Genomic DNA, 24,276 nt, shown 5'->3' on the forward strand with positions numbered 1-24,276 from the left:
GCCAGTTGATGGATTGAGTGACTGATATACCGCAATCGGGGGCAAGCCCCCTCTCACATTTTGACCGCGCTCCAGCTCCAACAGCCGATTCGGCTGCCTCACCCCCCTTTTCAGCTTTCCCGGCTGGGCCGCCCCTTGGTTTCAGCCGGGATTCCCCTGCCACAGCGAACAAAATAGCCCCACTGCTCAACCCCATGGATTCGTGCCCCCATGCAAACCACCAACACCGTCCTGATGATTCGCCCGGCGCGCTTTGCCTTCAACCCGGATACCGCGATCAACAACCGTTTCCAACGCCCGCCCCTCGACCCGCTCAGTGCACAGCAGAAAGCGCTGGAAGAGTTCGACGGCTATGTCGACACCCTGCGCTGGCACGGCGTGGAAGTGCTGGTGGTGCAAGACACTCCGGCGCCCCACACACCCGACTCGATCTTCCCCAACAACTGGTGGAGCAGCCACGCCGACGGCAGCCTGGTGCTGTACCCGATGGAAGGCCAGAACCGCCGACTGGAGCGCAACAAAGGCGTGCTGCAAGTGCTGGAGCAGCGCTTTGCGATCAAGGACACCATCGACCTCAGCCACCTCGAACAACAGAACATCTTCCTCGAAGGCACCGGCAGCATGGTCCTCGACCGTCAGCACCGCATCAGCTACGCCTGTCACTCCGGGCGCACCCACCACGACGCGCTGCGCCAGTTTGCCGAACGCCTCGACTACCGGCTCTGCGTCTTCCACGCCGTCGACCGCCACCACGCACCGATCTACCACAGCAACGTGATGATGAGCGTCGGCCGCGACCTTTCGGTGGTGTGCCTGCAAGCGTTGCCCGACGCCGACGAACGCCAGGCCCTGGAACGCTCGCTGCGCGACACCGGCAAAGACATCCTCGGCCTCGACTTCGACCAGCTCGAAGCCTTCGCCGGCAACATGCTCGAAGTCCACGACCGCGACGGCCAGCCGCTGCTGGTGATGTCTGCCAGTGCCTGGGGCGCGCTGCAACCGGCGCAGCGCCGGCATGTGGAGCGCCACACCCGGCCGGTGGTGGTGAACATCGACAACATCGAACGCATCGGCGGCGGCAGTGCCCGCTGCATGCTGGCAGAAGTGCACCTGCCAGCCCGTCCCTCATTTCAATAAGGAGTCTTGCCATGACCCGCTATATCGACGTCAACGACCTCAGCTATCTGGTTTCGCAAAAGGGCCTGCACACCTGCATCACTGAGATGGCCGAGTACATCCGCGCCGACTACCTGCGCTGGCAGGATTTTGAAAAATGCGCACGCCTGGCCAACCACTCGCCGGATGGCGTGATCGAGTTGATGCCGGTGTCCGACGCCTCGCTGTACGCCTTCAAGTACGTCAACGGCCACCCGAAGAACACCTTGGCCGGCATGCTCACCGTAATGGCCTTTGGTGCACTGGGCGACGTCGACACCGGCAAACCGGTGCTGCTGGCGGAAATGACCCTGACCACTGCCATTCGTACCGCCGCCACGTCGGCCCTGGTGGCCCGCTACCTGGCCCGCGCCAACAGCCGCAGCATGGCGTTGATCGGCAACGGCTCCCAGAGCGAATTCCAGGCCCTGGCCTTCCACGCCATGCTCGGCATCAACGAGATCCGCCTGTTCGACATCGACGCCAAGGCCACCGCCAAGCTGGCAGCCAACCTCAAGGCGTTCCCGGCAATCAAGGTGATCCTGGCCGGCAGCGTGGCCGAAGCGGTCAAGGGCGCGGACATCGTCACCACCGTCACCGCCGACAAGGCCTACGCGACCATCCTCACCGACGACATGATCGAGCCCGGCATGCACCTCAACGCCGTGGGCGGCGACTGCCCGGGCAAGACCGAGCTGGACCGCCGCATCGTCGAGCGCGCCCGTGTAATCGTCGAGTACGAACCGCAAAGCCGCATCGAAGGTGAAATCCAGCACATGCCGGAAGACTCGCCGGTGACCGAGTTGTGGCAGGTCATCAACGGCCAGGTCGCCGGCCGCGAGCATGAGCGCCAGGTCACCCTGTTCGACTCGGTGGGCTTTGCCATCGAAGACTACTCGGCCCTGCGCTATGTGCTGGACGTGGCCAAGGCCCTGGATGTCGGCAGCGAACTGGAACTGGTGCCGGACCTGGCCGACCCCAAGGACTTGTTCGCGCGCCTGGCCCAACAGCCTCGAGCACAGCATAAAAAGCGCGCCTGAGACCGCTCTGGCCTGCCCCTTTGCGCCATGGGCAGGTCGGATTTCCAGGGCTGAAAAGCCGATTCAGCGGGTGCCACAGCCGATTCCGCTGCATTGCGTGTTTTAACAGCGCAATTTGCGCTTTGAGCACCGGGTAAACGACACAAAAAACGCACCACCATGAAGCATTCTGAGCCCGACCAAAGAGTCACCGAATGCATGCACGCTGCACCCTTTCTACTGCCCTGACATCAATTACAAAATATAGGGACCGACATATGACTCCATTGCGATCACTCTTCGCTGCGTTGCTGTTGCCACTGTGCGCCGGCGCCGCCCACGCCCAGGATTGGAAAGAAATCCGCTTCGGCGTATTCCCCGAGTACCCCCCGTTTGAATCCGTGGCCGCCGACGGTAGCCTGCAAGGCTTCGATATCGAGTTGGGCAATGCCATCTGCGCCAAGCTCGAGGTCAAATGCACTTGGGTGCACAACGAATTCGACGGCATGATCCCGGCCCTGCGCGCGCGCAAGTTCGACGCGATCATGTCGTCCATGGCCGTGACCCCGGCGCGCGCGAGAGTCATCGACTTCACCGACCGCCTGTTCCTCAGCCCCACGTCGGTGATCACGCGCAAAAATGCCGACTTCGGCGACACCCCGGAATCGTTGAAAGGCAAACAGGTCGGCGTGCTGCAAGGTTCGTTGCAGGAAGCCTATGCCCGCGCGCACCTGGCCAAACTGGGCGCGCAGATCAAGGCGTACCAGTCCCAGGAGCAGAACTACGCCGACCTGCAGAACGGCCGTCTCGACGCTACCCTGACCGACAAGCTCGAAGCCCAGCTCAACTTCCTGTCCAAGCCTGAAGGCGCCGACTTCAAGACCGGCCCGGCCTTCAAGGACCCGACCCTGCCCCTGGACATCGCCATGGGCCTGCGCAAGAACGACCAGGACTTGCGTGCGCTGATCAACAAAGGCATCGCCGCCGTCCAGGCCGATGGCACCTACGCACAGATCCAGAAGAAATACTTCGGCGATCAAGACATCTACAACGAATAAGCCAACACAATCCCTTGTGGGAAGGGGCTTGCTCCCGATAGCGATGGGTCAGTCAATACAGGTGTCGACTGGCACGCCCCTCATCGGGAGCAAGCCCCCTCCCACAGGGGTATGTCTGCGCCCTTTAGAGATTTCCCCATGAACGAACTCCTCAACCTGCAAGGCTACGGCCCGATGCTCGCCCAGGGTGCCTGGATGACGGTCAAGCTGGCGTTCCTGGCGCTGGCCCTGAGCCTCGCCCTGGGCCTGATCGCCGCCGGCGCCAAACTGTCCAGCGCCCAATGGCTGCGGGTGCCGGCCACGCTGTACACCACGCTGATCCGCAGCGTGCCGGACCTGGTGCTGATCCTGCTGATTTTCTACAGCCTGCAACTGTGGCTCAACGACCTGAGCGAAGTGTTCGGCTGGGACTACTTTGAAATCGACCCGTTTACCGCCGGGGTCATCACCCTGGGGTTTATCTACGGCGCGTATTTCACCGAGAACTTTCGCGGTGCGATCCTCAGTGTGCCGGTCGGCCAACTCGAAGCCGCCACCGCCTACGGCCTGAGCCGCTGGCAGCGTTTTCACCTGGTGCTGTTCCCGCAGTTGATGCGCTTTGCCCTGCCGGGCCTGGGCAATAATTGGCTGGTGCTGCTCAAGTCTACGGCGCTGGTGTCGATCATCGGCCTGTCGGACCTGGTCAAGGCTGCGCAGAACGCCGGCAAGACCACCAACGAGCCGTTGTACTTCCTGATCCTCGCAGGCCTGGTGTACCTGGTGATCACCACCCTCTCCAACCGCATCTTCAAGCGCCTCGAACGGCGCTATAACCTCGGCATCAAGGGGATGGCGCGATGATCGAACTGTTCCAGCAATACGGCCTGGCCTACCTGTTCAGCGATGACACCGGGTTGTCCGGCGTTGCCATGACCTTGTGGCTGTTCATTATCTCGGTGGTGCTGGGGTTTTTCCTCTCGATCCCCCTGGCGCTGGCCCGCGTGTCGGAACACTTCTGGCTGCGCTGGCCGGTGGAGGTCTACACCTACCTGTTCCGCGGCACGCCGTTGTATATCCAACTGTTGATCTGCTACACCGGGCTGTACAGCCTGGAGGTGGTGCAGGACAACGCCCTGCTCAACCAGTTTTTCCGCAATGCCCTCAACTGCACCCTGCTGGCCTTTGTGCTCAATACCTGCGCCTACACCGTAGAAATCTTCGCCGGGGCGATCCGCAACATTCCCCACGGCGAACTCGAAGCGGCCCGCGCCTATGGCCTGCACGGCTGGCGCCTCAACCTGTTTGTGGTGGTGCCTGCCGCACTGCGCCGCGCGCTGCCGGCCTACAGCAATGAAATGATCCTGATGCTGCACGCCACGTCGCTGGCGTTTACCGCCACCGTCGCCGACATCCTCAAGGTGGCGCGCGATGCCAATGCCGAGACGTTCCTGACGTTCCAGGCCTTCGGCATCGCCGCCCTGCTCTACATGCTGCTGTCCTTTGCACTGGTGGGCCTGTTCCGACTGGCCGAACGTCGCTGGATGCGTTTTCTTGTTCCTACCCGAGGCTAACCCATGAATCAGTCCGCGCAGGCCCTGGCCACTTATCCTGTCGATGTACCCGTTACCCAGGCGGCAACTGCTGCCGTCAAGCTGCAGGTCGAAGGCATCCATAAACGCTACGGCGAACACGAAGTGCTCAAGGGCGTGTCCCTCAACGCCCGCAATGGCGACGTAATCAGCCTGATCGGCGCCAGCGGCTCGGGCAAAAGCACCATGCTGCGCTGCATCAACTTTCTCGAACAGCCGGACGCCGGCGTCATCACCCTGGACGGCATCAGCATCGAAATGCGCCAGGGCCGCGCCGGCGCCCGTGCGCCGCACCAGGAACAATTGCAGAACCTGCGCACGCGCCTGGCCATGGTGTTCCAGCACTTCAACCTGTGGAGCCACATGACCGTGCTGGAAAACATCACCATGGCCCCGCGCCGGGTGCTGGGGGTAAGTGCCGCCGAAGCGGAAAAACGCGCGCGCATGTACCTCGACAAGGTCGGCCTGCCGGGCCGCGTGGCCGATCAGTACCCCGCGTTCCTGTCCGGCGGCCAGCAACAGCGCGTGGCCATCGCGCGGGCCCTGGCGATGGAGCCGGAAATCATTCTGTTCGATGAGCCCACCTCCGCCCTCGACCCCGAACTTGTAGGAGAAGTCCTCAAAGTCATACAGACGTTAGCTGAGGAAGGTCGTACCATGCTGATGGTCACCCACGAAATGGGCTTTGCCCGCCAGGTGTCCAGCCAAGTGCTGTTCCTGCATCAAGGCCGAGTCGAGGAACAAGGCGGCGCCGAGATCCTCGACCACCCCAACAGCGAGCGCTTGCAGCAATTTCTTTCCAACCGTTTGAAGTGAAACCCATGGATACCAAGGCCAACGGACCCCATACCTCCCCTGCGCTGGATCGCATCGATGAGGCGATCATCGACGTGCTGCGCCACCAGGGGCGTATCACCTATGAAAAGCTCTCGTCATTGGTGCACCTCACCCCCAGGCCCTGCCTGGAGCGGGTGCGCAAGCTGGAGCGACGCGGGGTGATTCGCGGGTACGGCGCGATCATCGATGTGCAGATGGTCTCGCCCGGGCTGTCGCTGCTGGTGCTGGTGGCCTTGTCCAACCAGAGCGGGCGCTCGGCGCAAAAGGCTTTCGAAGCCTGTATGAAGGCGTGCCCCCAGGTGTTCGAATGCCAGTTGATCAGCGGGCCGTTCGACTACAGCCTGCGCATGCGCTGCCGGGATATGGAGCACTACCGGGTGGTATCGGAGATCTGGCTGAACAATGATGAGCTGCACATCGATAAGTTGGTGGCGCATCCGGAGTTGGCGGTGGTGAAAAATACCGCCATCGAACTGGCCTAGATCCTCAAACACTGGAAATTCAATCTGGGAGGGGTTTGCCCCTCCCAGATTTTTAACCGCGCCCGCTTGAAATACGCTTGCCGAGCTTGGTGCCAATCATCTTCGCCTGCCCATCCTTCTGCTTCCCCGTACGCGCCTCGCTGATCAACCCCGGGATCAACCTGCCCTCCGGCAGATTCTTCCAGAACCGACTCGGCAAGTGCCCTTCCATCACCTTGGGGTTCAACCGCGCCGGGTTGAAGATATGGCTGTAGTACGTCAGCCACATCGCACTGTGGGGATCCTCGACGTTCTGCGCCAGCTGCTGCCAGGCCTCAGGGCATTGGCGTTGATGAATCAGCTGTTCGCCATCGTAATAAACCCCATCCAACGGCGTGGCGATCATCCAGCGATGGCGCCCCATGCGCCCGACAAAATGCTGGCTGGCCGATTTGAGGATGTCATGGGCCGGTTCATGCCAGGCCACGTACTCCGGCAACTCGGGCCCTGCTTCTGCCGGCAAGGCGATAAAGCGCACAAACGCATGCAGGTGATGGGCCTCGCGACTCACCTGCTTGATGCGCCGCTGCAGCTCAGTGCCGAGTTTATCCCCCGCCAGCATCGCGGTGCGGTCGCCATGGCTGACGCGCCAGAGCACTTCGTACAACAGGCTCCAACGCTGGTCGCCGTGGTAACAGGCGGCTGACGCCAACAGCTCCAGCAGCGCCTTGGGAATTCGCGCCTGGAACGGACCCAAGCCTTCGGGGATCGGCTCATCGGTGGCAAACAGGTCCGCCGCCTGTACCTCGCCCCAACTGACCTGGCTGGGGTCGACCTGATGACTGAGCAGCCAGCGCGCCTGTTCGCGCCAGGTGCTGAAAAGGTTGTCGCATTCCAGGCTGATCATCCCCACAACCCCATCTGCTGCGGCTGCGGGCGGTCACGCAGTTGTTCGCGCAGCAGCACGCTGGTGCTGTCCGCCTGTTGCGGGTGGTAGTCACTGGTGATGAAAAACGGCTTGGCCTTGGCCAGTACACAGCGCATGCGTGCCAGGTCTTCAAAGCGGATCTTGCGTTCGCGGCGCAGGTCCACCAGGCGCTGGGTGGTGCGCAGGCCGATGCCCGGGATGCGGGCGATCAAGGTCGGCTCGGCACGATTCAGGTCCAGGGGGAATACCTCGCGGTGCTCCAGGGCCCAGGCCAGCTTGGGGTCGATATCCAGGGCCAGGTGGCCGGGGCCTTCGAACAATTCGTTGGCACTGAAGCCGTAGCTGCGCAGCAGGAAATCCGCCTGGTACAAGCGATGCTCGCGCATCAATGGCGGCGCGGCCAGGGGCACGCTTTTCGGGCTGTTGGGGATGGGGCTGAAGGCCGAGTAATACACGCGGCGCAGCTTGAAGTTGCCATACAGCGCCTCGGCACTGTGGAGGATGGTGCTGTCGTCGGTCTCGTCGGCGCCGACGATCATCTGGGTGCTCTGCCCGGCCGGGGCGAAACGCGGTGCGCGGGGTTCGTTCAGGACCGTCTGCTCGCCGGTGTAGATGGTCTGCATGGCCTGCTTGATCGAGACGATCTGCTTTTCCGGCGCCAGGGTTTGCAGGCTGGCATCGGTGGGCAGTTCGATATTCACGCTGAGGCGATCGGCGTAGCGCCCGGCCTCGGCAATCAGCGCCGGGTCGGCTTCGGGGATGGTCTTGAGGTGGATGTAACCGCGAAAGTCATGCTCTTCGCGCAGCAGCTTGGCCACCCGCACCAATTGCTCCATGGTGTAGTCGGCCGAACGAATGATGCCGGAACTGAGGAACAGCCCGCTGACGCAGTTGCGCTTGTAGAAATCCAGGGTCAGGGTGACCACCTCCTCCGGGCTGAAGCGTGCACGGGGCACGTCGCTGGAGCGGCGGTTGACGCAGTATTGGCAGTCGTAGAGACAGAAGTTGGTGAGCAACACCTTGAGCAAGGATACGCAGCGACCGTCCGGCGTGTAGCTGTGGCAGATGCCCATGCCATCGGTGGAGCCCAGCCCCGCCTTGCCTTCCGAGCTGCGCTTGGGCGCGCCGCTGCTGGCGCAGGAGGCGTCGTACTTGGCGGCATCGGCGAGGATGCTGAGTTTTTCGATCAACTGCATGGGGGCTTACCGATACTGGTTTTTTGTACAGTATCAGCCAGCCCCCCGTGTCACAAGTGCAGCCTGTCAGCTGGCGGTGGCGAGGAGCAGATCCTGTACCGAACGCCCCTTGCCACGGCTACGGTCATTTTCAAACAGCGACGCCGCAATCTCATCCGCGCGAATCGGCAGTACCGACAGCAACGTATCGCTCAAGCCATGGCTGGCCTGGCTGAAGCCCTGGATGTAGATGCCGGCCTTGCAGCGCTCGTCGGTGACGATGCGGTAGTCGCGCGCCACTTCAAAATCACCCAGGTACTCCTCCAGCGGCGCCAGCAATGCGCGGTGGGTCTCGCGCTCGTAGCCGGTGGCGAGGATCACCGCGTCGTAATGGTTGACGCTGGTTTCGCCGCTGGCGTTGTTGCGCAGAGCCAGTTCGATGCCCAGGGGGCCGGGGGTGGCCTTCTCGACCACGGTCATGGTGCGGAAGGCCTGGCGGGCGATGCCGGAAACTTTCTGGCGGTAGAAAATCCCGTAGATGCGCTCGATCAGGTCGAGGTCGACCACCGAATAGTTGGTGTTCTGGTACTCGGCGACCAGGCGCTCGCGCTCGGCACCGACTTGCTGGAACACCAGGTCGGTGAAAGCCGGCGAGAACACTTCGTTGACGAACGGGCTGTCATCGGCAGGCTTGAGCGCCGAACCGCGCAGGATCATGTCGACCTGTACCGATGGGAAGCTGTCGTTCAGGTCGATAAAGGCTTCGGCCGCGCTCTGGCCACCGCCGATGATGGCGATGCGCATCGCCTTGCCGTCCACGCAAGGCTGGGCGGCCATGCGCTCCAGGTACTGGGAATGGTGGAACACCCGGCTGTCGCCCTTGAAGGCCTTGAAGGTTTCGGGAATGCGCGGTGTGCCGCCGGCGCTGACCACCACCGAACGGGTGGTGCGCACATGCTGCTCGCCCAGGGTATCGCGGGAGATCACGCGCAATGCCTCGACCTGTTGCTGGTGCAGGATCGGCTCGATGGCCAGTACTTCCTCGCCGTAGCGGGCCTGGGCCTGGAACTGCCCCGCGACCCAGCGCAGGTAATCGTTGAACTCCATGCGGCACGGGTAGAAGGTGCCCAGGTTGATGAAGTCCACCAGCCGGCCGTGGGTTTTCAGGTAATTGACGAAGGAGTACGGGCTGGTGGGGTTGCGCAGGGTCACCAGGTCCTTGAGGAACGAAATCTGCAATTCGCTCTGGGTCACCAGGGTATTGCCGTGCCAGCGGTAATCGGCCTGTTTGTCGAGAAACAGTACGTCCAGTTTGCCCTGGGCCTTTTCGCGCTCCTGCAGGGCGATGGCCAGCGCCAGGTTCGAAGGGCCAAAACCGATACCGATCAGGTCGTGAACCGCGGGCGAAGCAATTGCCTGTGTCATTCCAGTGTCCTCTGGATAAGCCCCTTGGCGGTGGGGCGGGAATACCTTCGAGACCTGCACAACAGGTCATGTGTTGATAGGAAACGAGGACAGTGAAAAAAAATTTAACCGATCGGTGATCAGTGCGCGTCCCACTCGCGCATCCGCACCCGGCAGTGCTTCATGGCGTTAACGATGTGTTTTTCCACCAGGGTGCGGGAAATACCCAGGCGCTCGGCGATTTGCAGGTGGCTCAGGCCCTCGAGTTTGCGCAGCAGGAAGCTGTCGCGACAGGCCGCCGGCAGCTCGGCCAGGGCGCGCTCGAGCAAGGCCAGGCGTTGGCCGTAGTCATGAGTGGCATGGGGCGAACACGCGGCAAAGCGCTCCTCGCTGTCGAGTACCTCCAGGGGTTCGACCTGGCGCAGGGCGTTGCGCCGGTGGCCGTCGATCACCAGGTTCAGCGCGGTGCGATACAAAAAGGCACGCGGCTGTTCGATGGGCGTCTCGCTGGAACGTTCCAGCACCCGGACATAAGCGTCATGCACCACATCCTCGGCCACCTGACGGTTGCCCAGCTTGGCGTTGAGGAAACACACCAGCTCGCGATAGTAGTTTTCCAACATGACTCCCGGCCGCCGGGTGGCGGCATTAGGTCCTGTAGGAGCGAGCTTGCTCGCGAAGTACGTCAACGATAACGCGGAAAACCAGAGTGAACGCGGCGTCCTTGAGCTCTTCGCGAGCAAGCTCGCTCCTACACAAATACAGGCCATTCAGTAATGGCAGTTTGGATAGGTGCAATTTATAGTAATTCTCATCTACTTTTAAACAAGACTTGCACCTACAGGCCGTTTTTTTTCTCCACAAGACCTGTAACCACTTATGTAACAGCCTAAATCCTCGGCCAATTCTCTCGTTTAACTGTCAGCTCTGCGCAACTGCGCTCCGAACTTTCCCGGCTGGAACCTAAGCATGAAACGCCCTCGACCCGCCCGACGCGCCTTGCTCGCTATCGCGTGCCTGATTCCCATCATCGCCGTCGCCGCCTGGCAGGTGTTGCCGCCGGGGCGTGACAACCTGACCACCGTCACCGTCACCCGCGGCACTATCGAAAACAGCGTCACCGCCCTGGGCACCCTGCAACCGCGCCGGTATGTCGACGTGGGCGCCCAGGCGTCCGGGCAGATTCGCAAGATCCACGTTGAAGCGGGCGACCAGGTGCAGGAGGGCCAATTGCTGGTGGAGATCGACCCCTCGACGCAAAAAGCCAAGCTCGATGCCAGCCGCTACGCCATCGAAAACCTCAAGGCCCAGTTGCAGGAGCAAAAGGCCCAGCACGCCCTCGCCCGCCAGAAATACCAGCGCCAGCAACGCCTGGCCGCCGGCAACGCCACCCGCGAGGAAGACGTGCAAACCGCCAAGGCCGAACTGAGCGCCACCCAGGCCCGGATGGACATGTTCCAGGCGCAGATTCTCCAGGCCCAGGCCAGCCTGCGCAGCGATGAAGCGGAGCTGGGCTATACGCGCATCTACGCACCGATGACCGGCACCGTGGTCGCGGTGGACGCGCGCGTCGGCCAGACCCTCAATGCCCAGCAGCAGACGCCGCTGATCCTGCGGATCGCCAAGTTGTCGCCGATGACCGTGTGGGCGGAAGTCTCGGAAGCCGACATCGGCCACGTCAAACCGGGCATGACCGCCTACTTCACCACCCTCAGCGGCGGCAGCCGGCGCTGGACCAGTACCGTGCGGCAGATCCTGCCGATCCCGCCCAAGCCGCTGAATGAAACCCAGGGCAGCGGCAGCCCCAACAGTTCCAGCAAAAGCGGCAGCGGGCGCGTGGTGCTGTACACCGTGCTGCTGGACGTGGACAACAGCGACAACGCGTTGATGGCCGAAATGACCGCCCAGGTATTTTTCGTCGCCAGCCAGGTCAAGGATGTCCTCACCGCACCGGTGGCCGCTCTGCTGGGCACCTCAAGTGCCGATAAGCAAATCGCCCGCGTGGTCGCCACCAACGGCCGCATCGAAGAACGTGAAGTGCGCCTGGGCATCAGCGATCGCTTGCGGGTCGAAGTGCTCGATGGCCTGCACGAAGGCGATCACCTGCTGATCGGCCCGGCCGACGGCAACGGGGGTTGAGGTGACCACGCCCCTGATCGAACTCAAGAACATCCGCAAATCCTACGGCGGTGGCGACAGCCCGCAGGTCGACGTGTTGCGCGGCATCGACCTGTCGATCCATGCCGGGGAATTCGTCGCCATCGTAGGGGCTTCCGGTTCCGGCAAGTCCACGTTGATGAATATCCTCGGTTGCCTCGACCGCCCAAGCACAGGCGAGTACCTGTTCGCGGGGGAAAACGTCGCCCACCTGGACAGCGACGAATTGGCCTGGCTGCGCCGCGAGGCGTTCGGCTTTGTGTTCCAGGGCTACCATTTGATCCCCTCGGGTTCGGCCCAGGAGAACGTCGAGATGCCGGCGATCTACGCCGGCATCAGCGCCGCCGAACGCCATGCCCGCGCCCACGCCCTGCTCACGCGCCTGGGTCTGGCCGAGCGCACCGGCAATCGTCCGCACCAGCTGTCCGGCGGCCAGCAACAGCGCGTCTCGATCGCTCGGGCGCTGATGAACGGCGGGCACATCATCCTTGCCGATGAACCCACCGGTGCCCTCGACAGCCACAGCGGTGCCGAGGTAATGACCCTGCTGGACGAACTGGCCAGCCAGGGCCATGTGGTGATCCTGATCACCCACGACCGTGAAGTCGCGGCGCGGGCCAACCGCATCATCGAGATTCGCGATGGCCTGATCATCAGTGACTCGGCCGATGACGGCGCCGCTCCCCTACCGGCCAACAGCGGCGCGTTGCAAGCCGTGGACCTGCGCCAGCGCCTGGCCGACGGCGCCGAACACAATGGCGCCTGGAAGGCCGAACTGCTGGACGCGGTCCAGGCCGCCTGGCGGGTGATGTGGATCAACCGTTTTCGCACCGCGCTGACCCTGCTGGGGATCATCATCGGCGTGGCCTCGGTGGTGGTGATGCTGGCCGTGGGCGAAGGCAGCAAACGCCAGGTCATGGCGCAGATGGGCGCGTTCGGCTCCAACATCCTCTACCTCAGCGGCTCATCGCCCAACCCGCGCACGCCGCTGGGTATCGTCACCCTCAACGACGTCGCGGCGCTGGCGGCGCTGCCCCAGATAAAGCGCATCATGCCGGTCAACGGCACCGAAGCCGGCGTGCGCTATGGCAACGTCGACTACATGGCCTATGTGGGCGGCAATGACACCAATTTTCCGGATATTTTCAATTGGCCGGTGGTCGAGGGCAGTTACTTCACGGCGGCCGACGAGCGTGCGGCCGCCACCGTGGCCGTGATCGGCCATCGCGTGCGGGAAAAGCTGTTCAAGGGTGAGGTCGACCCGATCGGCCAGTACATCCTGATCGAAAACGTACCGTTCCAGGTGATCGGCGTGCTGGCGGAGAAAGGCGCCAGCTCCGGCAACAAAGACAGTGATGACCGTATCGCCATCCCCTACACCGCCGCCAGCGTGCGCCTGTTCGGCAGCTACAACCCCGAATACGTGGTGATTGCCGCCGCCGATGCGCGCAAGGTCCACGAGGCCGAAGTGGCCATCGATCAGTTGATGCAAAAGCTGCACAACGGCAAGCGCGACTACGAGCTGACCAACAACGCGGCGATGATCCAGGCCGAGGCGCGCACCCAGAACACCCTGTCGCTGATGCTCGGCTCGATTGCCGCGATTTCCCTGCTGGTGGGCGGCATTGGCGTGATGAACATCATGCTGATGACCGTGCGCGAACGCACCCGCGAGATCGGCATCCGCATGGCCACCGGCGCGCGCCAGCGCGACATCCTGCGCCAGTTCCTGACCGAGGCGGTGATGCTGTCAGTGGTCGGTGGCCTGTGCGGCATTGCCCTGGCCCTGCTGGTGGGTGGCGTGCTGGTGCTGGCCAAGGTGGCGGTGCAGTTTTCCCTGGTGGCGGTGCTTGGCGCATTCGGTTGCGCACTGGTCACCGGCGTCGTATTCGGCTTCATGCCGGCCCGTAAAGCTGCCCGGCTCGATCCGGTTAAGGCGTTGACCAGTGAATAAACGATCCATCCCCCCGTACCTGCCCGCACTTGGCCTGTGCCTGCTGCTCACGGCCTGCGCCGGTGACCCGCCCGCCGTGGACAGCGCTATTGCGCCGCCGGCCGCCTGGCAGTTCGCCGAACGCGACGCCGCCCAGGCCACCAACCAGCGCTGGTGGACGCAGTTCGGCAGCCCGCAGTTGGACCGCCTGGTCGACCAGGCCCGCCGTGACAGCTTCGACGTGGCCGCTGCCATGGCCCGCGTGCGCCAGGCCCAGGCCGCGGCGGTGATTGCCGGGGCGCCACTGCTGCCCGAGGTGAAATTCAACCTTGCCGCCAGCCACCAGAAGTTGTTGCACGGCACGGGCGGGCCGGACCTTGACGCCTCACAAAGCGATGACGCCGTGAACAATTTCGGCGCCAACCTCACCGCCAGCTACGAAGTGGATTTCTGGGGCGGCCGCGCCGCCGCCCGTGACAGTGCCCTGCACAGCCTGCGCGCCAGCGAGTTCGACCAGGCCACCGTGGAGCTGACCTTGCTCAGCAGCGTCGCCGACCGTTATGCGCAAACCCTCGCGGCCCGCCAACGCCAGCAGATCGCCGAGTTGAACCTGGCCAATGCGCGCAACGTCCTCGACCTGGTGCAGACCCGTTACGACGCAGGCTCCGCCACGGCCCTGGAACTGGCCCAGCAGAACAGCCTGGTGGCCAGCCAGCAACGCCAGCTGCCGTTGATTCAACAACTGGCCGAAGAATCCCAGATCACCCTGGCCGCCCTCCTCGGCCAGCCGGTCCAGGCCCTGGACCTGGGCGCCGAACCCTTCCAGGACCTGACCTGGCCAACCATCGGCGCCGGCCTGCCCAGCCAGTTGCTCAGCCGCCGGCCGGACATTGCCAAGGCCGAGGCCGAACTGGCAGCCGCCCAGGCGGACGTCACCGTGGCCCGCGCCGCCATGCTGCCGGCCCTGACCCTCGGCGCCACGCTCGGCTCCGATGCCTACAAGGCCGTGGACGTCCTGCGCAGCCCCTACTACACGCTGACGGCCGGCCTGGTCGGGCCGATCTTCAACAACGGCCGTTTAAGCGCCGAGCGCGACAAGGCCCGCGCGCGCCAGGATGAGCTGTTACAAACCTACCGCGGCGCGATCATCAACGGCTTTGCCGATGTGGAAAAAGCCCTCAGCAGCATCACGCGCCTGGACCAGCAACGCCACTGGCAAACCCAAGAACTGCAACAGGCCCAAACCGCCTTCCAGATCGCCGAAAGCCGCTACCAGGCGGGTGCCGAAGACTTGCTGACGGTACTGGAAACCCAGCGCACCCTGTATGCCGCCCAGGACTTGAACGTGCAATTGCGACTGTCACGCCTGCAGGCCAGCATCGCCTTGTACAAAGCATTGGGTGGCGGCTGGAAGACTGATATCTGATAAACAAAACTCTGATTTCGTACGCAATCCGTTTTCTCAACCTACATTCTTCGACCCCAGGTCCTTGGTAAAACAGCCGCCATCCCACGGCTGACCAGGACCTCTCGATGACTGCTGCAAACTCATTGGCGTGCGCCTGTCTCTGGCTGCTGGCGAGCCTTGGCCATGCCGAGCCCCTGATCAAGCCCACCGCCATCGACTGGTTGCTGGACTGCCCGCTGCCCCACGTTGAGGGCCTGGACCCCGAGGTACTCTCGCGCACCCAGTGCGGCATTGTGACCGTACCGCGCAATTACGCTGCGCCGCGTCAAGGCAGCATCCGTCTCTACCTCACCCGTGTTGGCGCCCGCGAGCCGCTGAACCGCGCCGGCCTGGTCTTTGCCCAGGCCGGCAACGCCTCGAGAAGCAACACCGGCGGCACCTTCGCCATTCAGTTGGCCAGCCGCTGGGGCGACTACTCCACTCAGGCTTACCGCAGGCTGCTCAATTACTATGACGTCATCGAACTCAGCCACCGCGACCTCAAGCACGACAAAAGCGTCGAACACGCCGCACGGGACATGGAGTTCGTACGTGCCCAGCTGGGCGATGCACAGCTGCTTTACCTGGGCAATGCTGACGCCACGCGGCTGGGCAACCACTACGGGGTGCTGTATCCGGAACGCGTCGCGCGCATGGTGCTGGTCAATGCTCCATACGGAGAAAAGGCTGCGCCCCTGGTCGAGCAGCTACGCCTCAAGGAGCCCGCTCAGACGGCAGCCAGCGGCTGCATCAACCGATGGGTCGGCGACTTCCTGGCCTATGGCAGGCAACCGCCCCCGTCCACACGCTGCCTGGATTCGGGCAATTGGGAGTAGCGCGTCGTTTACGACCTCTTACCGCCGAAAACGACACCCTGCGTTGACGCTCCGTCGCAATCGTTATTAAGTGCTATTTATCCGCATTAATACGATAAATCGAACCCATGCTGACTCGCCCGCTACGCCGTAAACGCCAGAAGCTGTCCGACGTGATTGTCGAGTCGGTCAAGCGCTCCATCGTCACCGACGCCTTGAAGCCCGGCGACCGCCTGCCCACCGAGCGTGAGCTGATGGAAAGCTTCCAGTGCTCCAAGGGCTCGGCCCGTGAAGCGCTCAAGGCCCTGGAGGTCGAGGGGCTGGTGAGTACGCGCACCGGCCCCAGCGGCGGTGCCTACCTGAACCAGGCCGGCACCGAACCCGCCAGCCGCGCGCTGCGTAACTACCTGCACTTCCAGCACCTGGACGGCGAGCAGGTGTACCAGTTGCGCAAGGTCATCGAAGTGGAACTGGCGGTGTCGGTGCTCGGGCGCCTGAGTGAGGACGACTACCGGGCATTGCAGGACAACGTGGATTTTTGCAGCGCCCCCGAAGACAGCGAAGCCGGCCAGCGCGAGCAACGCCTGGCGGAACTGGAGTTCCACAACCTGCTGGCCAAGGCCTGCCCCAACCCGTTGCTGAGCTTTATGGCGCAATTTCTCAACGACCTGCTGCGCGACCTGGTGGTGTTGAAAAAAGCCTACAAGCCCAAGCGCAAGCAGTTCGACGCCGCCAATCTCGACTATCACAAGCAACTGCTGAGCGCCTTTCGCGCCGGGGATGAAGGCGCGGTACGCAGCCTGATGCACGAACATATGTGCGATGCCGAACACCATATGACCGCGCTGGAAGGCCAGGTCAGCCCGCACTTTCTACTGGAGTTCGACCACAACCACTGAAAACACCCCGCCCACAGTTGACTGCATTCACTGCGTTATCCCAATAACAGGCCTGCCCACAGGCCCTGCTCCACCGTATCGCCCTTGCTACTCCTGCCAATAACTAAACCAGGGAGTCACCCCATGCAGCGTCGTACGTTATTGAAAGCCAGTCTTACCGCGGCCGCCGCCCTCAGCCTTCCGCTGAGCGTGCGTTCGGCATTCGCCGCCGAGCCCTTTACCTTTTACGGCCTCAAGTCCATGTCCGGCGCCTTTGCCAGCTATGGCAAGTTTGCCGACATGGGTTCGCGCCTGGCGGTGGCACAACACACCGAGCTACTTGGGCGCCCCTTGAACTACAAGGTCATCGACACCGAGGGCAATGCCGGCAAGGCCGTGCGCAAGGTGCAGGAAGCGATCCAGCAGGACGGCGCGCGGTTCTTCCAGGGCTGCACGCTGTCGTCGTCGGCACTCGCGGTGGCCAAGGAAGTCGACAAGGTCGGCGGCGTGTTCATGACCCCGGTGGGTGCCGATGAAGTCACCGGCAAAGACTGCAACCACGCCACGTTCCGCTGGTCGGTGCCCACCTACGGTGCCATCCGCGAAACCATGGTGCCGCTGATCAAGCTGCTGCCGGATGCCAAGCGCTGGTACACCATCACGCCGCAATATGTGTTCGGCGAAGCGCTGCTCGAAGGCGCCAGAAACGTGCTCAAGGAACATGGCCTGGAGCATGTCGGCAACAGCTACCACTCGCTGCAGGAGCAGGAATTTTCCGGCTACCTGACCAATGCCATTTCCACCAAGCCGGATGTGCTGGTATTGCTCAACTTTGGCAGCCAGTCGTCCAACACCCTGCGCCAGGCGGTGAACTTCGGCATCAAGGAGCGCATGAAAGTGCTGCTGGTGTGGTCCGCCGGCCTCGACCAGTTCCAGGAACTGGGCAGCGATATCCTCGACGGTGTGTACCTCGGCGCGCAGTACTGGCATCAGGTCGACACCCCGCTCAACCGCGAACTGGTCAAGCTGACCCAGGCCAAGTACGGCATCAACCCCACCTACCCGTTGGCCGCCGACTACATCAGCACCAAAGTCATGCTCGACACCATCATCGCCACCGGCAGCTTCGACGGGCCGACCGTGGCCAAGGCCATGCAGGGCCTGAGTTTCGAAGGCCCCACCGGCAAGGAGTCGATCCGCGCAGGCGACCACCAGGTGATCAAGGACTACTACCTGCTGGTCGGCAAGGCCGCCAGCGAGATGGCCGACAAGGATGACCTGGCCAAGGTGCTCAGCGCCGGCCAGTCCTTCCCGCCGGTGGAAGCCACGGGCTGCACGCTCGCCTGATCCGCTAAAACACCACCGTTGTACACGGCAGGGCCGCCCGGGCGGCCACCTGTTCGAGGGTTTCTGCATGCTTAATCTTTACCTGTTCCAGATACTCAACGGCCTTGGGTTGGGAATGATCTACTTCCTGATCGCGGTCGGGCTGACGATCATTTTCGGCCTGCTCAACTTCGTCAACTTCGCCCACGGCGCGTTCTTCCTGCTGGGCGCCTACATCTGCTACACCGCCGTGAGCCTCACCGGCAACTTCTGGCTGGCGCTGTTGATTGCGCCGCTCGTGGTGGCCGCGTTGGCCTGGGTGATCGAGCGGCTGTTGATCCAGCGGATCTATCACTTGCCGCACATGTTCCAGATCCTGGTCACCCTGGGCATCGCACTGATCATCCAGGAAGCCAGCGTGATGATCTGGGGCCCGGTGGGCAAAAGCGTCGCCGTGCCGGAACTGCTGCGCGGCGTGCTGGTGGTGGGTGATTTCGTCTACCCCTACTACCGCCTGTTCCTCATCGTGTTTTCCGGGCTGGTGGGCCTGGGCCTGTGGCTGCTGCTGGAACGCACGCGCTTCGGTGCCCTGGTGCGCGCCGGCAGTGAAAGCACCGAGACCGTGTCGCTGCTCGGCACGAATATCTTCCGTCTGTTCTCCATGACCTTCGCCCTCGGCGTGGGCCTGGCCGGCATGGCCGGCGTGCTGTTCGCGCCGTTGCGTGGTGCGCAGCCGTTCGTTGGCCCGGAGATTCTCGGCATCGCCTTCGTGGTGGTGGTGATCGGCGGCATGGGCTCGTTCAGCGGTGCGCTGGTCGGCGGTTTGCTGGTGGGCGTGGTGCAAAGCCTGATGACCACACTCTGGCCCCAAGGCGCGAGCCTGATGATCTACGGCGCCATGGCCGTGGTGATTCTGGTGCGTCCTTACGGCCTGTTTGGGAGAGCCTGACATGAGCGAGAAAAATCCCCTGCCGTTTGCCAAAACCCAATCGCGCACCATGTTGCTGTGGGTCGTGGCGGTGCTGATCGGCCTGCCCGTGCTATTGCCCTCGGCGACCCTGGCCAGCGAGATCCTGATCTTTGCCATGGCAGCCCTGGCCTGCAACCTGTTGCTGGGCTACACCGGGCTGCTGTCGTTCGGCCAAGGCATCTTCTTTGGTGCCGGCGCCTACTGCGCGGCGCTGCTGATGATCCACCTGCAACTGGGGTTGTTCGCCGCGCTGCTGGGTGCAGCCATCGCCGGTGGCTTCCTGGCCTTGCTGGTCGGCGCCCTGGCGATCCGGCGCACCGGCATTTACTTCGTGATGCTCACATTGGCCTTCAGCCAGATGGCCTACTTCGTCGCCTACACCTTGAGCGACTGGACCGGCGGCGACAACGGCTTGCTCAGCGTACCGCGCCCCGAGATTCGCCTGGGTGACACCGTGCTGTTGTCCCTGGCCGACGCCCGTGCGTTCTATGGCTTTGTCGCGGTGCTGTTTTTGCTGATCTTTATCGGCGCACGCCGGGTGATCGCCTCGCCGTTCGGCAGCACGTTGATGGCGATCCGCGAAAACGAAACCCGCGCCTCGGCCATCGGCTACGACACGCGGCACTTCAAGATCCTGGTGTTCGTGCTGTCCGGCGCAGTCACCGGGATTGCCGGGGCGCTGTACGCCATGCTGCTGCACTTTGTGCCGCTGTCGAATATCGACCTGGCGATGTCCGAGAACATCCTGATCATGACCATTATCGGCGGCACCGGCTCGCTGTTCGGTTCGTTGCTGGGCGCCGGGTCCATCGTGCTGCTGGGGGATTTTCTCTCCGACCTGTGGCCCCGTTGGCTGATGCTGCTGGGGGTGATCCTGATCCTGGTGGTGATCTTCATGCGCGGCGGTTTGTGGGGCGGCCTGGCCGCGTTGTTCGAGCGCGTGCGCGGCCGTCGCAAGGCCGCCGTCGTCGCCAAGGAGGAAGGGCTATGAGCATCCTGTTGGAAACCCAGGACCTGGAACTGGCCTATGGCGCGTTCCGTGCAGTGAACGGCGTGAACCTCAAGGTCGAAGCCGGCACCATCCACACCATCATCGGCCCCAACGGCGCGGGCAAGACCAGCCTGTTCCACTGCCTGACCGGTGAACGCCAGGCCACAGCCGGGGCGATTCATTTCGACGGCAGGAACCTGATGCGCAAGCCGGCCCACGGCCGCGTCGGCCTGGGCATGGCGCGCTCGTTCCAGCTCACCAGCCTGTTCCAGAACCTCAGCGTGCGCGAAAACCTGCGCCTCGCCGCCCAGGGCCGCGACGGTGCACGTGCGTTGAACTTCTGGCGCCGTGTGGACAGCAAGCGCGAACACCTGGAGATGGCCGACCAGGTGCTCGAACGCCTGCAACTCAGCGCCCGCGCCGAGACCCTGGCCGGCGAGTTGTCCCACGGCCAGCAACGGGTGCTGGAGGTGGGCATGTCGATCTGCTCCAAGCCCAAACTGTTGATGCTCGACGAACCCACCTCGGGCATGGGCATCGATGACATCCCGATCATGACCCAGTTGATCAGCGACCTCGGCCGCGACCACACGGTGCTGTTGATCGAACACAACATGAGCATCGTCATGTCCATCAGCCAACGCATCACGGTGATGAGCCACGGGCAGATCCTGGTGGAAGGCACGCCGGAGTTCGTGCGTGCCGATGAACGCGTGCGCAGTGCTTATCTTGGGGAGGCTGCCTGATGCTGATCGTTGACAACATCCATTCCTACTACGACAAGAGCCACGTGCTCGAAGGCGTGTCGCTGAGGGTCAACCCCGGCGAACTGGTGACCCTGCTCGGGCGCAACGGTGCCGGCAAGACCACCACCCTGCGCAGCATCCTCGGCATCATCTGCCCGCGCCAGGGCCAGATCCACTTCAACGGCCAGGCGCTGGTGGGGCAGAAAATCTTTGAAATCGCGCGCCAGGGCCTGGCGCTGGTGCCGGAAAATCGCGGGATCTTCCGCCTGCTGACCGTCGAGGAAAACCTGCGCATCGCCGTGCGCAAGACCAGCCGCTGGCAGCTGGAAGACGTGTACGGCATGTTCCCGCGCCTCAAGGAGCGGCGCAGGAACGCCGGCCATGCGCTCTCCGGCGGCGAGCAACAGATGCTCGCCATCGCCCGCGCCCTGCTCAACGATCCGCAGCTGCTGATCCTCGACGAACCCACCGAAGGCCTCGCTCCGGTGATCGTCGACGAACTGGTGAAAATCCTGCGCAAGGTCAAGGACGACGGCCTGCCGGTGCTGCTGGTGGAACAGAACCTGATGGTCTGCGACAAGCTCGCCGACCGCCATTACGTCCTCGAACAGGGCCGCGTGGTCTACGAGGGCAGCGCCGCCGCCTTCCGCGCCGACCCGACCATCAAGAACCGCTACCTGGCGCTGAGCGCCTGACGGGAGATTGCAGATGAACAGTTTTGCGCAACCACTCCAGGGCAACGCCCCGCTGATCAACCGCGACCGCCTGTGGCAATCGCTGATGGACCTGGCGCAACTGGGCGCCACGGTCAAGGGCGGCGTGTGCCGCCTGGCCCTCACCGACCTGGACCGCCAGGCCCGTGACCTGTTTGTGCAGTGGTGCGAGGCCGCCGGGTGCAGCGTCAGTGTCGATGCCATCGGCAATATCTTCGCCCGTCGCCCTGGGCGTAATCCCGCCCTGCCCCCGGTGATGACCGGCAGCCACATCGACACCCAACCCACCGGCGGCAAGTTCGACGGCTGCTACGGGGTGATGGCCGGGCTGGAAGTGATCCGCACCCTCAACGATTTGAACATCGAGACCCAGGCGCCGCTCGAAGTGGTGGTATGGACCAACGAAGAAGGCTCGCGCTTCCCGCCGTGCATGATGGGTTCCGGAGTGTTTGCCGGTAAGTTCGACTTGCAGGATACCCTCGACAAACGCGACGACCAGGGCCTGTCGGTGGGCGCTGAATTGCAGCGCATCGGCTATGCCGGTTCGCGTGCGGTGTTGGGCCACTCGGTCGGCGCGTATTTCGAAGCGCATATCGAGCAAGGCCCGGTGCTGGAAGACCAGGCCACCACCATTGGCGTGGTCATGGGCTGCCTGGGCCAGAAGTGGTTCGACCTGACCCTCACCGGCGTCGAAGCCCACGCCGGCCCGACGCCCATGCACCTGCGCAAGGACGCCCTGGTCGGCGCCGCCGAGGTGGTCAGCGCGGTCAACCGTATCGCCCATCAGCAGCAACCTCACGCCTGCGGCACGGTCGGCTGCCTGAGCCTGCATCCGGGTTCGCGCAATGTGATTCCCGGCCAGGTGCACATGACCCTCGACCTGCGCCACCTGCATGCCGACAAGCTGCAGGCCATGGTCGATGAAGTGCGCGGCGTGATCGAAGCCACAGCAGCCCGGCACGGGTTGATCTTCGAACTGACGCCCACCGCCGATTTCCCGCCGCTGGACTTCCACCCGGCCTGCGTCAACGCCGTGCGCGATGCGGCGGGCGCCTTGGGCTTGAGCCATATGGACATCGTCAGCGGCGCCGGGCATGACGCGATTTTCGTCGCAGAACTGGGCCCGGCCGGGATGATCTTTGTGCCGTGCGAAGGCGGCATCAGCCATAACGAAATCGAAAACGCCGCGCCGGATGACCTGGCGGCCGGTTGCGCCGTGTTGTTGCGCGCCATGGTCAGCGCGGCACAGGGAGACAGGGCATGAGTGAGATGGGCCAACTGACAGCGGTGCAACTGCTGGAGCATTTCCGTAACAAGACCTTATCGCCGGTGGACGTCGCCGAAGATGCGCTGCTGCGCATCGAACGCCACAACCCGGTGATCAACGCCTACTGCCATGTGGACCCCGAGGGCGCACTGCACGCCGCGCGGGCGTCGGAGCAACGCTGGTTGAAGGGGGAGCCCTGCGGTGCCCTGGATGGCGTGCCCGCCTCGATCAAGGACCTCACGCTGACGCTCGGCATGCCCACCCGCAAGGGCTCGCGCACCTCGTCGGCCGAGGGACCGTGGGACGTCGACGCGCCCTTCCCGGCCTTTATGCGCAAGGCCGGCGCGGTGCTGCTGGGCAAGACCACCACCCCGGAGTTCGGCTGGAAAGGCGTCACCGATAACCCGCTGTACGGCATCACGCGCAACCCGTGGGACACCCGCACCACGGCGGGCGGTTCGTCCGGTGGCGCGGGGGCGGCAGCGGCGCTGAACCTGGGCGTGCTGCACCAGGGCAGCGATGCCGGCGGCTCGATCCGCATCCCCTGCGCGTTTACCGGCACCTTCGGGATCAAGCCGACGTTCGGCTATGTGCCGCAGTGGCCGGCCAGTTCGATGACCATCCTTTCGCACCTGGGGCCGATGACCCGCACCGTGGAAGACAGCGTGCTGATGCTGCAGGCCGTGGCACAGCCGGATGCGCGGGATGGCCTGATCGGCGCGCCAAGGACCACTCCATGGCTCACGCCGCAGACGGATTTGAACGGCCTGCGCGTGGCCTACAGCCCCACGTTTGGCTACGTGGATGTCGACCCGCAGGTGGCCAAGGTGGTTGCCCAGGCGGTCGAGGGCTTGGTGCAGTTGGGCGCCCATGTCGAGCAGATCGACCCCGGTTTCAGCGACCCGCTGGAGGTGTTCAGCACCTTGTGGGCGGCGGGCGCGGCACGCCTGACCGGGTCCATGAGCGACGCACAGAAACAACTGCTGGACCCTGGCCTGCTGCGCATTGCCCAGCGTGGCGAGCAACTGAGCCTGGATGACTTCAACGCAGCCCTCGAAGCCCGCGCCGCGCTGGTGGCCCGTATGGCGGCGTTCCACGAGCATTACGACGTGCTGGTCTCGCCGATGATGCCGATCACCGCGTTCGAGGCCGGGCACAACGTACCGCCCGGTTCCGGCATGCAGGAATGGACCGAGTGGACGCCGTTCACCTACCCCTTCAACCTCACCCAGCAGCCGGCGGCGTCGGTGCCGTGCGGCTTGGCGGCGAATGGCTTGCCGGTGGGGTTGCATGTGGTGGGCGCGCGGTTTGCCGATGAGCAGGTGTTGCGAGTGTGCCGGGTGTATGCCAAAGCGTTTCCGACCCGGCACTTACAGACACCGATCACCCCAACACCGTAGATCCAAATGTGGGAGGGGCGGTGCGAGC

At 63.6% G+C, this 24,276-nt stretch carries 23 protein-coding genes; 19 read left to right on the forward strand and 4 right to left on the reverse strand.

The genetic code is table 11. The features are described from left to right. The first annotated feature begins 210 nt into the window (after positions 1-210). The 7 genes from ctlX to NIBR502773_RS04450 all read left to right on the forward strand — a co-directional run bounded on the left by ctlX (position 211) and on the right by NIBR502773_RS04450 (position 6,119). Positions 211-1,137, forward strand: coding sequence for a citrulline utilization hydrolase CtlX (gene ctlX / locus NIBR502773_RS04420; protein ID WP_141155472.1), 927 nt, complete (start codon positions 211-213; stop codon positions 1,135-1,137). Between the two features lie 11 nt (positions 1,138-1,148). Continuing rightward, on the forward strand, positions 1,149-2,195 hold the full coding sequence (locus NIBR502773_RS04425; protein WP_065923795.1) for an ornithine cyclodeaminase: 1,047 nt from the start codon (positions 1,149-1,151) through the stop codon (positions 2,193-2,195). A 257-nt stretch (positions 2,196-2,452) separates the two neighbouring features. Beyond that, positions 2,453-3,232: an ABC transporter substrate-binding protein gene (locus NIBR502773_RS04430; protein WP_141155473.1), complete on the forward strand. Its 780-nt coding sequence runs from the start codon at positions 2,453-2,455 to the stop codon at positions 3,230-3,232. Positions 3,233-3,370: 138 nt separating this feature from the next. Continuing rightward, the gene (locus tag NIBR502773_RS04435; RefSeq protein WP_141155474.1) at positions 3,371-4,072 is read left to right on the forward strand and encodes an ABC transporter permease; all 702 of its coding nucleotides are present in this window, start codon (positions 3,371-3,373) and stop codon (positions 4,070-4,072) included. Continuing rightward, positions 4,069-4,782, forward strand: coding sequence for an ABC transporter permease (locus NIBR502773_RS04440; protein ID WP_141155475.1), 714 nt, complete (start codon positions 4,069-4,071; stop codon positions 4,780-4,782). Before NIBR502773_RS04435 ends, NIBR502773_RS04440 begins: the two co-directional genes overlap by 4 nt. A 3-nt stretch (positions 4,783-4,785) precedes the next feature. After that, a complete protein-coding gene (locus tag NIBR502773_RS04445; RefSeq protein ID WP_065940203.1) occupies positions 4,786-5,616 on the forward strand; it encodes an ABC transporter ATP-binding protein in 831 nt (276 codons plus the stop codon). 5 nt (positions 5,617-5,621) lie between these two features. Further along, the gene (locus tag NIBR502773_RS04450) at positions 5,622-6,119 is read left to right on the forward strand and encodes an Lrp/AsnC family transcriptional regulator (protein ID WP_092485644.1); all 498 of its coding nucleotides are present in this window, start codon (positions 5,622-5,624) and stop codon (positions 6,117-6,119) included. Between the two features lie 52 nt (positions 6,120-6,171). Here the strand turns inward: NIBR502773_RS04450 and NIBR502773_RS04455 are convergent, their stop codons facing one another. The 4 genes from NIBR502773_RS04455 to NIBR502773_RS04470 all read right to left on the reverse strand — a co-directional run bounded on the left by NIBR502773_RS04455 (position 6,172) and on the right by NIBR502773_RS04470 (position 10,228). Next, a complete protein-coding gene (locus NIBR502773_RS04455) occupies positions 6,172-7,005 on the reverse strand; it encodes a TIGR03915 family putative DNA repair protein (RefSeq protein WP_141155476.1) in 834 nt (277 codons plus the stop codon). Next, positions 7,002-8,222: a putative DNA modification/repair radical SAM protein gene (locus tag NIBR502773_RS04460; protein WP_027606175.1), complete on the reverse strand. Its 1,221-nt coding sequence runs from the start codon at positions 8,220-8,222 to the stop codon at positions 7,002-7,004. The genes NIBR502773_RS04455 and NIBR502773_RS04460 overlap by 4 nt, the downstream gene beginning before the upstream one ends. A 66-nt stretch (positions 8,223-8,288) precedes the next feature. Then, positions 8,289-9,626, reverse strand: coding sequence for a lysine N(6)-hydroxylase/L-ornithine N(5)-oxygenase family protein (locus tag NIBR502773_RS04465; protein ID WP_115487049.1), 1,338 nt, complete (start codon positions 9,624-9,626; stop codon positions 8,289-8,291). Positions 9,627-9,745: 119 nt separating this feature from the next. Beyond that, complete coding sequence (locus NIBR502773_RS04470) at positions 9,746-10,228, reverse strand: sigma-70 family RNA polymerase sigma factor (RefSeq protein ID WP_065923789.1); 483 nt, start codon at positions 10,226-10,228, stop codon at positions 9,746-9,748. Between the two features lie 346 nt (positions 10,229-10,574). On the opposite strand from NIBR502773_RS04470, the gene NIBR502773_RS04475 reads away from it, so the two are divergent. From NIBR502773_RS04475 to NIBR502773_RS04530, 12 genes are all read left to right on the forward strand, one after another. After that, on the forward strand, positions 10,575-11,744 hold the full coding sequence (locus NIBR502773_RS04475) for an efflux RND transporter periplasmic adaptor subunit (protein WP_115487047.1): 1,170 nt from the start codon (positions 10,575-10,577) through the stop codon (positions 11,742-11,744). 1 nt (position 11,745) lies between these two features. Next, a complete protein-coding gene (locus NIBR502773_RS04480; protein WP_141155477.1) occupies positions 11,746-13,716 on the forward strand; it encodes a MacB family efflux pump subunit in 1,971 nt (656 codons plus the stop codon). Then, positions 13,709-15,121, forward strand: coding sequence for an efflux transporter outer membrane subunit (locus NIBR502773_RS04485; RefSeq protein ID WP_115487045.1), 1,413 nt, complete (start codon positions 13,709-13,711; stop codon positions 15,119-15,121). The genes NIBR502773_RS04480 and NIBR502773_RS04485 overlap by 8 nt, the downstream gene beginning before the upstream one ends. A gap of 107 nt (positions 15,122-15,228) precedes the next feature. After that, positions 15,229-15,978, forward strand: a complete 750-nt coding sequence (locus tag NIBR502773_RS04490) for an alpha/beta fold hydrolase (RefSeq protein ID WP_141155478.1) — start codon at positions 15,229-15,231, stop codon at positions 15,976-15,978. Between the two features lie 107 nt (positions 15,979-16,085). Continuing rightward, positions 16,086-16,856, forward strand: coding sequence for a FadR/GntR family transcriptional regulator (locus NIBR502773_RS04495; RefSeq protein WP_115487043.1), 771 nt, complete (start codon positions 16,086-16,088; stop codon positions 16,854-16,856). 123 nt (positions 16,857-16,979) lie between these two features. After that, complete coding sequence (locus tag NIBR502773_RS04500; protein WP_141155479.1) at positions 16,980-18,182, forward strand: ABC transporter substrate-binding protein; 1,203 nt, start codon at positions 16,980-16,982, stop codon at positions 18,180-18,182. Between the two features lie 67 nt (positions 18,183-18,249). Then, a complete protein-coding gene (locus NIBR502773_RS04505) occupies positions 18,250-19,110 on the forward strand; it encodes a branched-chain amino acid ABC transporter permease (RefSeq protein ID WP_065923782.1) in 861 nt (286 codons plus the stop codon). 1 nt (position 19,111) lies between these two features. Continuing rightward, positions 19,112-20,122: a branched-chain amino acid ABC transporter permease gene (locus NIBR502773_RS04510; RefSeq protein WP_141155480.1), complete on the forward strand. Its 1,011-nt coding sequence runs from the start codon at positions 19,112-19,114 to the stop codon at positions 20,120-20,122. After that, complete coding sequence (locus NIBR502773_RS04515; RefSeq protein WP_027606164.1) at positions 20,119-20,868, forward strand: ABC transporter ATP-binding protein; 750 nt, start codon at positions 20,119-20,121, stop codon at positions 20,866-20,868. Before NIBR502773_RS04510 ends, NIBR502773_RS04515 begins: the two co-directional genes overlap by 4 nt. Next, positions 20,868-21,563 (forward strand): ABC transporter ATP-binding protein, encoded by a 696-nt coding sequence (locus NIBR502773_RS04520; RefSeq protein WP_065940214.1) that lies wholly within the window; start codon positions 20,868-20,870, stop codon positions 21,561-21,563. Before NIBR502773_RS04515 ends, NIBR502773_RS04520 begins: the two co-directional genes overlap by 1 nt. Positions 21,564-21,576: 13 nt before the next feature. Then, entirely contained in the window at positions 21,577-22,845 is a 1,269-nt protein-coding gene (locus NIBR502773_RS04525; RefSeq protein WP_141155481.1) for a Zn-dependent hydrolase, read from the forward strand. Next, the gene (locus NIBR502773_RS04530; protein ID WP_141155482.1) at positions 22,842-24,248 is read left to right on the forward strand and encodes an amidase; all 1,407 of its coding nucleotides are present in this window, start codon (positions 22,842-22,844) and stop codon (positions 24,246-24,248) included. Before NIBR502773_RS04525 ends, NIBR502773_RS04530 begins: the two co-directional genes overlap by 4 nt. Positions 24,249-24,276: the final 28 nt, after the last annotated feature.

The sequence above is a fragment of the Pseudomonas sp. NIBRBAC000502773 genome (assembly GCF_006517195.1).
Taxonomy (GTDB): Bacteria; Pseudomonadota; Gammaproteobacteria; order Pseudomonadales; family Pseudomonadaceae; genus Aquipseudomonas; species Aquipseudomonas marginalis.

What these genes read in the sequence shown, in the direction of transcription:
- ctlX (WP_141155472.1), top strand. Translation starts at nt 211, where the DNA reads ATGCAAACCACCAACACCGTCCTGATGATTCGCCCGGCGCGCTTTGCC.
- NIBR502773_RS04425 (WP_065923795.1), top strand. Translation starts at nt 1,149, where the DNA reads ATGACCCGCTATATCGACGTCAACGACCTCAGCTATCTGGTTTCGCAA.
- NIBR502773_RS04430 (WP_141155473.1), top strand. Translation starts at nt 2,453, where the DNA reads ATGACTCCATTGCGATCACTCTTCGCTGCGTTGCTGTTGCCACTGTGC.
- NIBR502773_RS04435 (WP_141155474.1), top strand. Translation starts at nt 3,371, where the DNA reads ATGAACGAACTCCTCAACCTGCAAGGCTACGGCCCGATGCTCGCCCAG.
- NIBR502773_RS04440 (WP_141155475.1), top strand. Translation starts at nt 4,069, where the DNA reads ATGATCGAACTGTTCCAGCAATACGGCCTGGCCTACCTGTTCAGCGAT.
- NIBR502773_RS04445 (WP_065940203.1), top strand. Translation starts at nt 4,786, where the DNA reads ATGAATCAGTCCGCGCAGGCCCTGGCCACTTATCCTGTCGATGTACCC.
- NIBR502773_RS04450 (WP_092485644.1), top strand. Translation starts at nt 5,622, where the DNA reads ATGGATACCAAGGCCAACGGACCCCATACCTCCCCTGCGCTGGATCGC.
- NIBR502773_RS04455 (WP_141155476.1), bottom strand. Translation starts at nt 7,005, where the DNA reads ATGATCAGCCTGGAATGCGACAACCTTTTCAGCACCTGGCGCGAACAG.
- NIBR502773_RS04460 (WP_027606175.1), bottom strand. Translation starts at nt 8,222, where the DNA reads ATGCAGTTGATCGAAAAACTCAGCATCCTCGCCGATGCCGCCAAGTAC.
- NIBR502773_RS04465 (WP_115487049.1), bottom strand. Translation starts at nt 9,626, where the DNA reads ATGACACAGGCAATTGCTTCGCCCGCGGTTCACGACCTGATCGGTATC.
- NIBR502773_RS04470 (WP_065923789.1), bottom strand. Translation starts at nt 10,228, where the DNA reads ATGTTGGAAAACTACTATCGCGAGCTGGTGTGTTTCCTCAACGCCAAG.
- NIBR502773_RS04475 (WP_115487047.1), top strand. Translation starts at nt 10,575, where the DNA reads ATGAAACGCCCTCGACCCGCCCGACGCGCCTTGCTCGCTATCGCGTGC.
- NIBR502773_RS04490 (WP_141155478.1), top strand. Translation starts at nt 15,229, where the DNA reads ATGACTGCTGCAAACTCATTGGCGTGCGCCTGTCTCTGGCTGCTGGCG.
- NIBR502773_RS04495 (WP_115487043.1), top strand. Translation starts at nt 16,086, where the DNA reads ATGCTGACTCGCCCGCTACGCCGTAAACGCCAGAAGCTGTCCGACGTG.
- NIBR502773_RS04500 (WP_141155479.1), top strand. Translation starts at nt 16,980, where the DNA reads ATGCAGCGTCGTACGTTATTGAAAGCCAGTCTTACCGCGGCCGCCGCC.
- NIBR502773_RS04505 (WP_065923782.1), top strand. Translation starts at nt 18,250, where the DNA reads ATGCTTAATCTTTACCTGTTCCAGATACTCAACGGCCTTGGGTTGGGA.
- NIBR502773_RS04510 (WP_141155480.1), top strand. Translation starts at nt 19,112, where the DNA reads ATGAGCGAGAAAAATCCCCTGCCGTTTGCCAAAACCCAATCGCGCACC.
- NIBR502773_RS04515 (WP_027606164.1), top strand. Translation starts at nt 20,119, where the DNA reads ATGAGCATCCTGTTGGAAACCCAGGACCTGGAACTGGCCTATGGCGCG.
- NIBR502773_RS04520 (WP_065940214.1), top strand. Translation starts at nt 20,868, where the DNA reads ATGCTGATCGTTGACAACATCCATTCCTACTACGACAAGAGCCACGTG.
- NIBR502773_RS04525 (WP_141155481.1), top strand. Translation starts at nt 21,577, where the DNA reads ATGAACAGTTTTGCGCAACCACTCCAGGGCAACGCCCCGCTGATCAAC.
- NIBR502773_RS04530 (WP_141155482.1), top strand. Translation starts at nt 22,842, where the DNA reads ATGAGTGAGATGGGCCAACTGACAGCGGTGCAACTGCTGGAGCATTTC.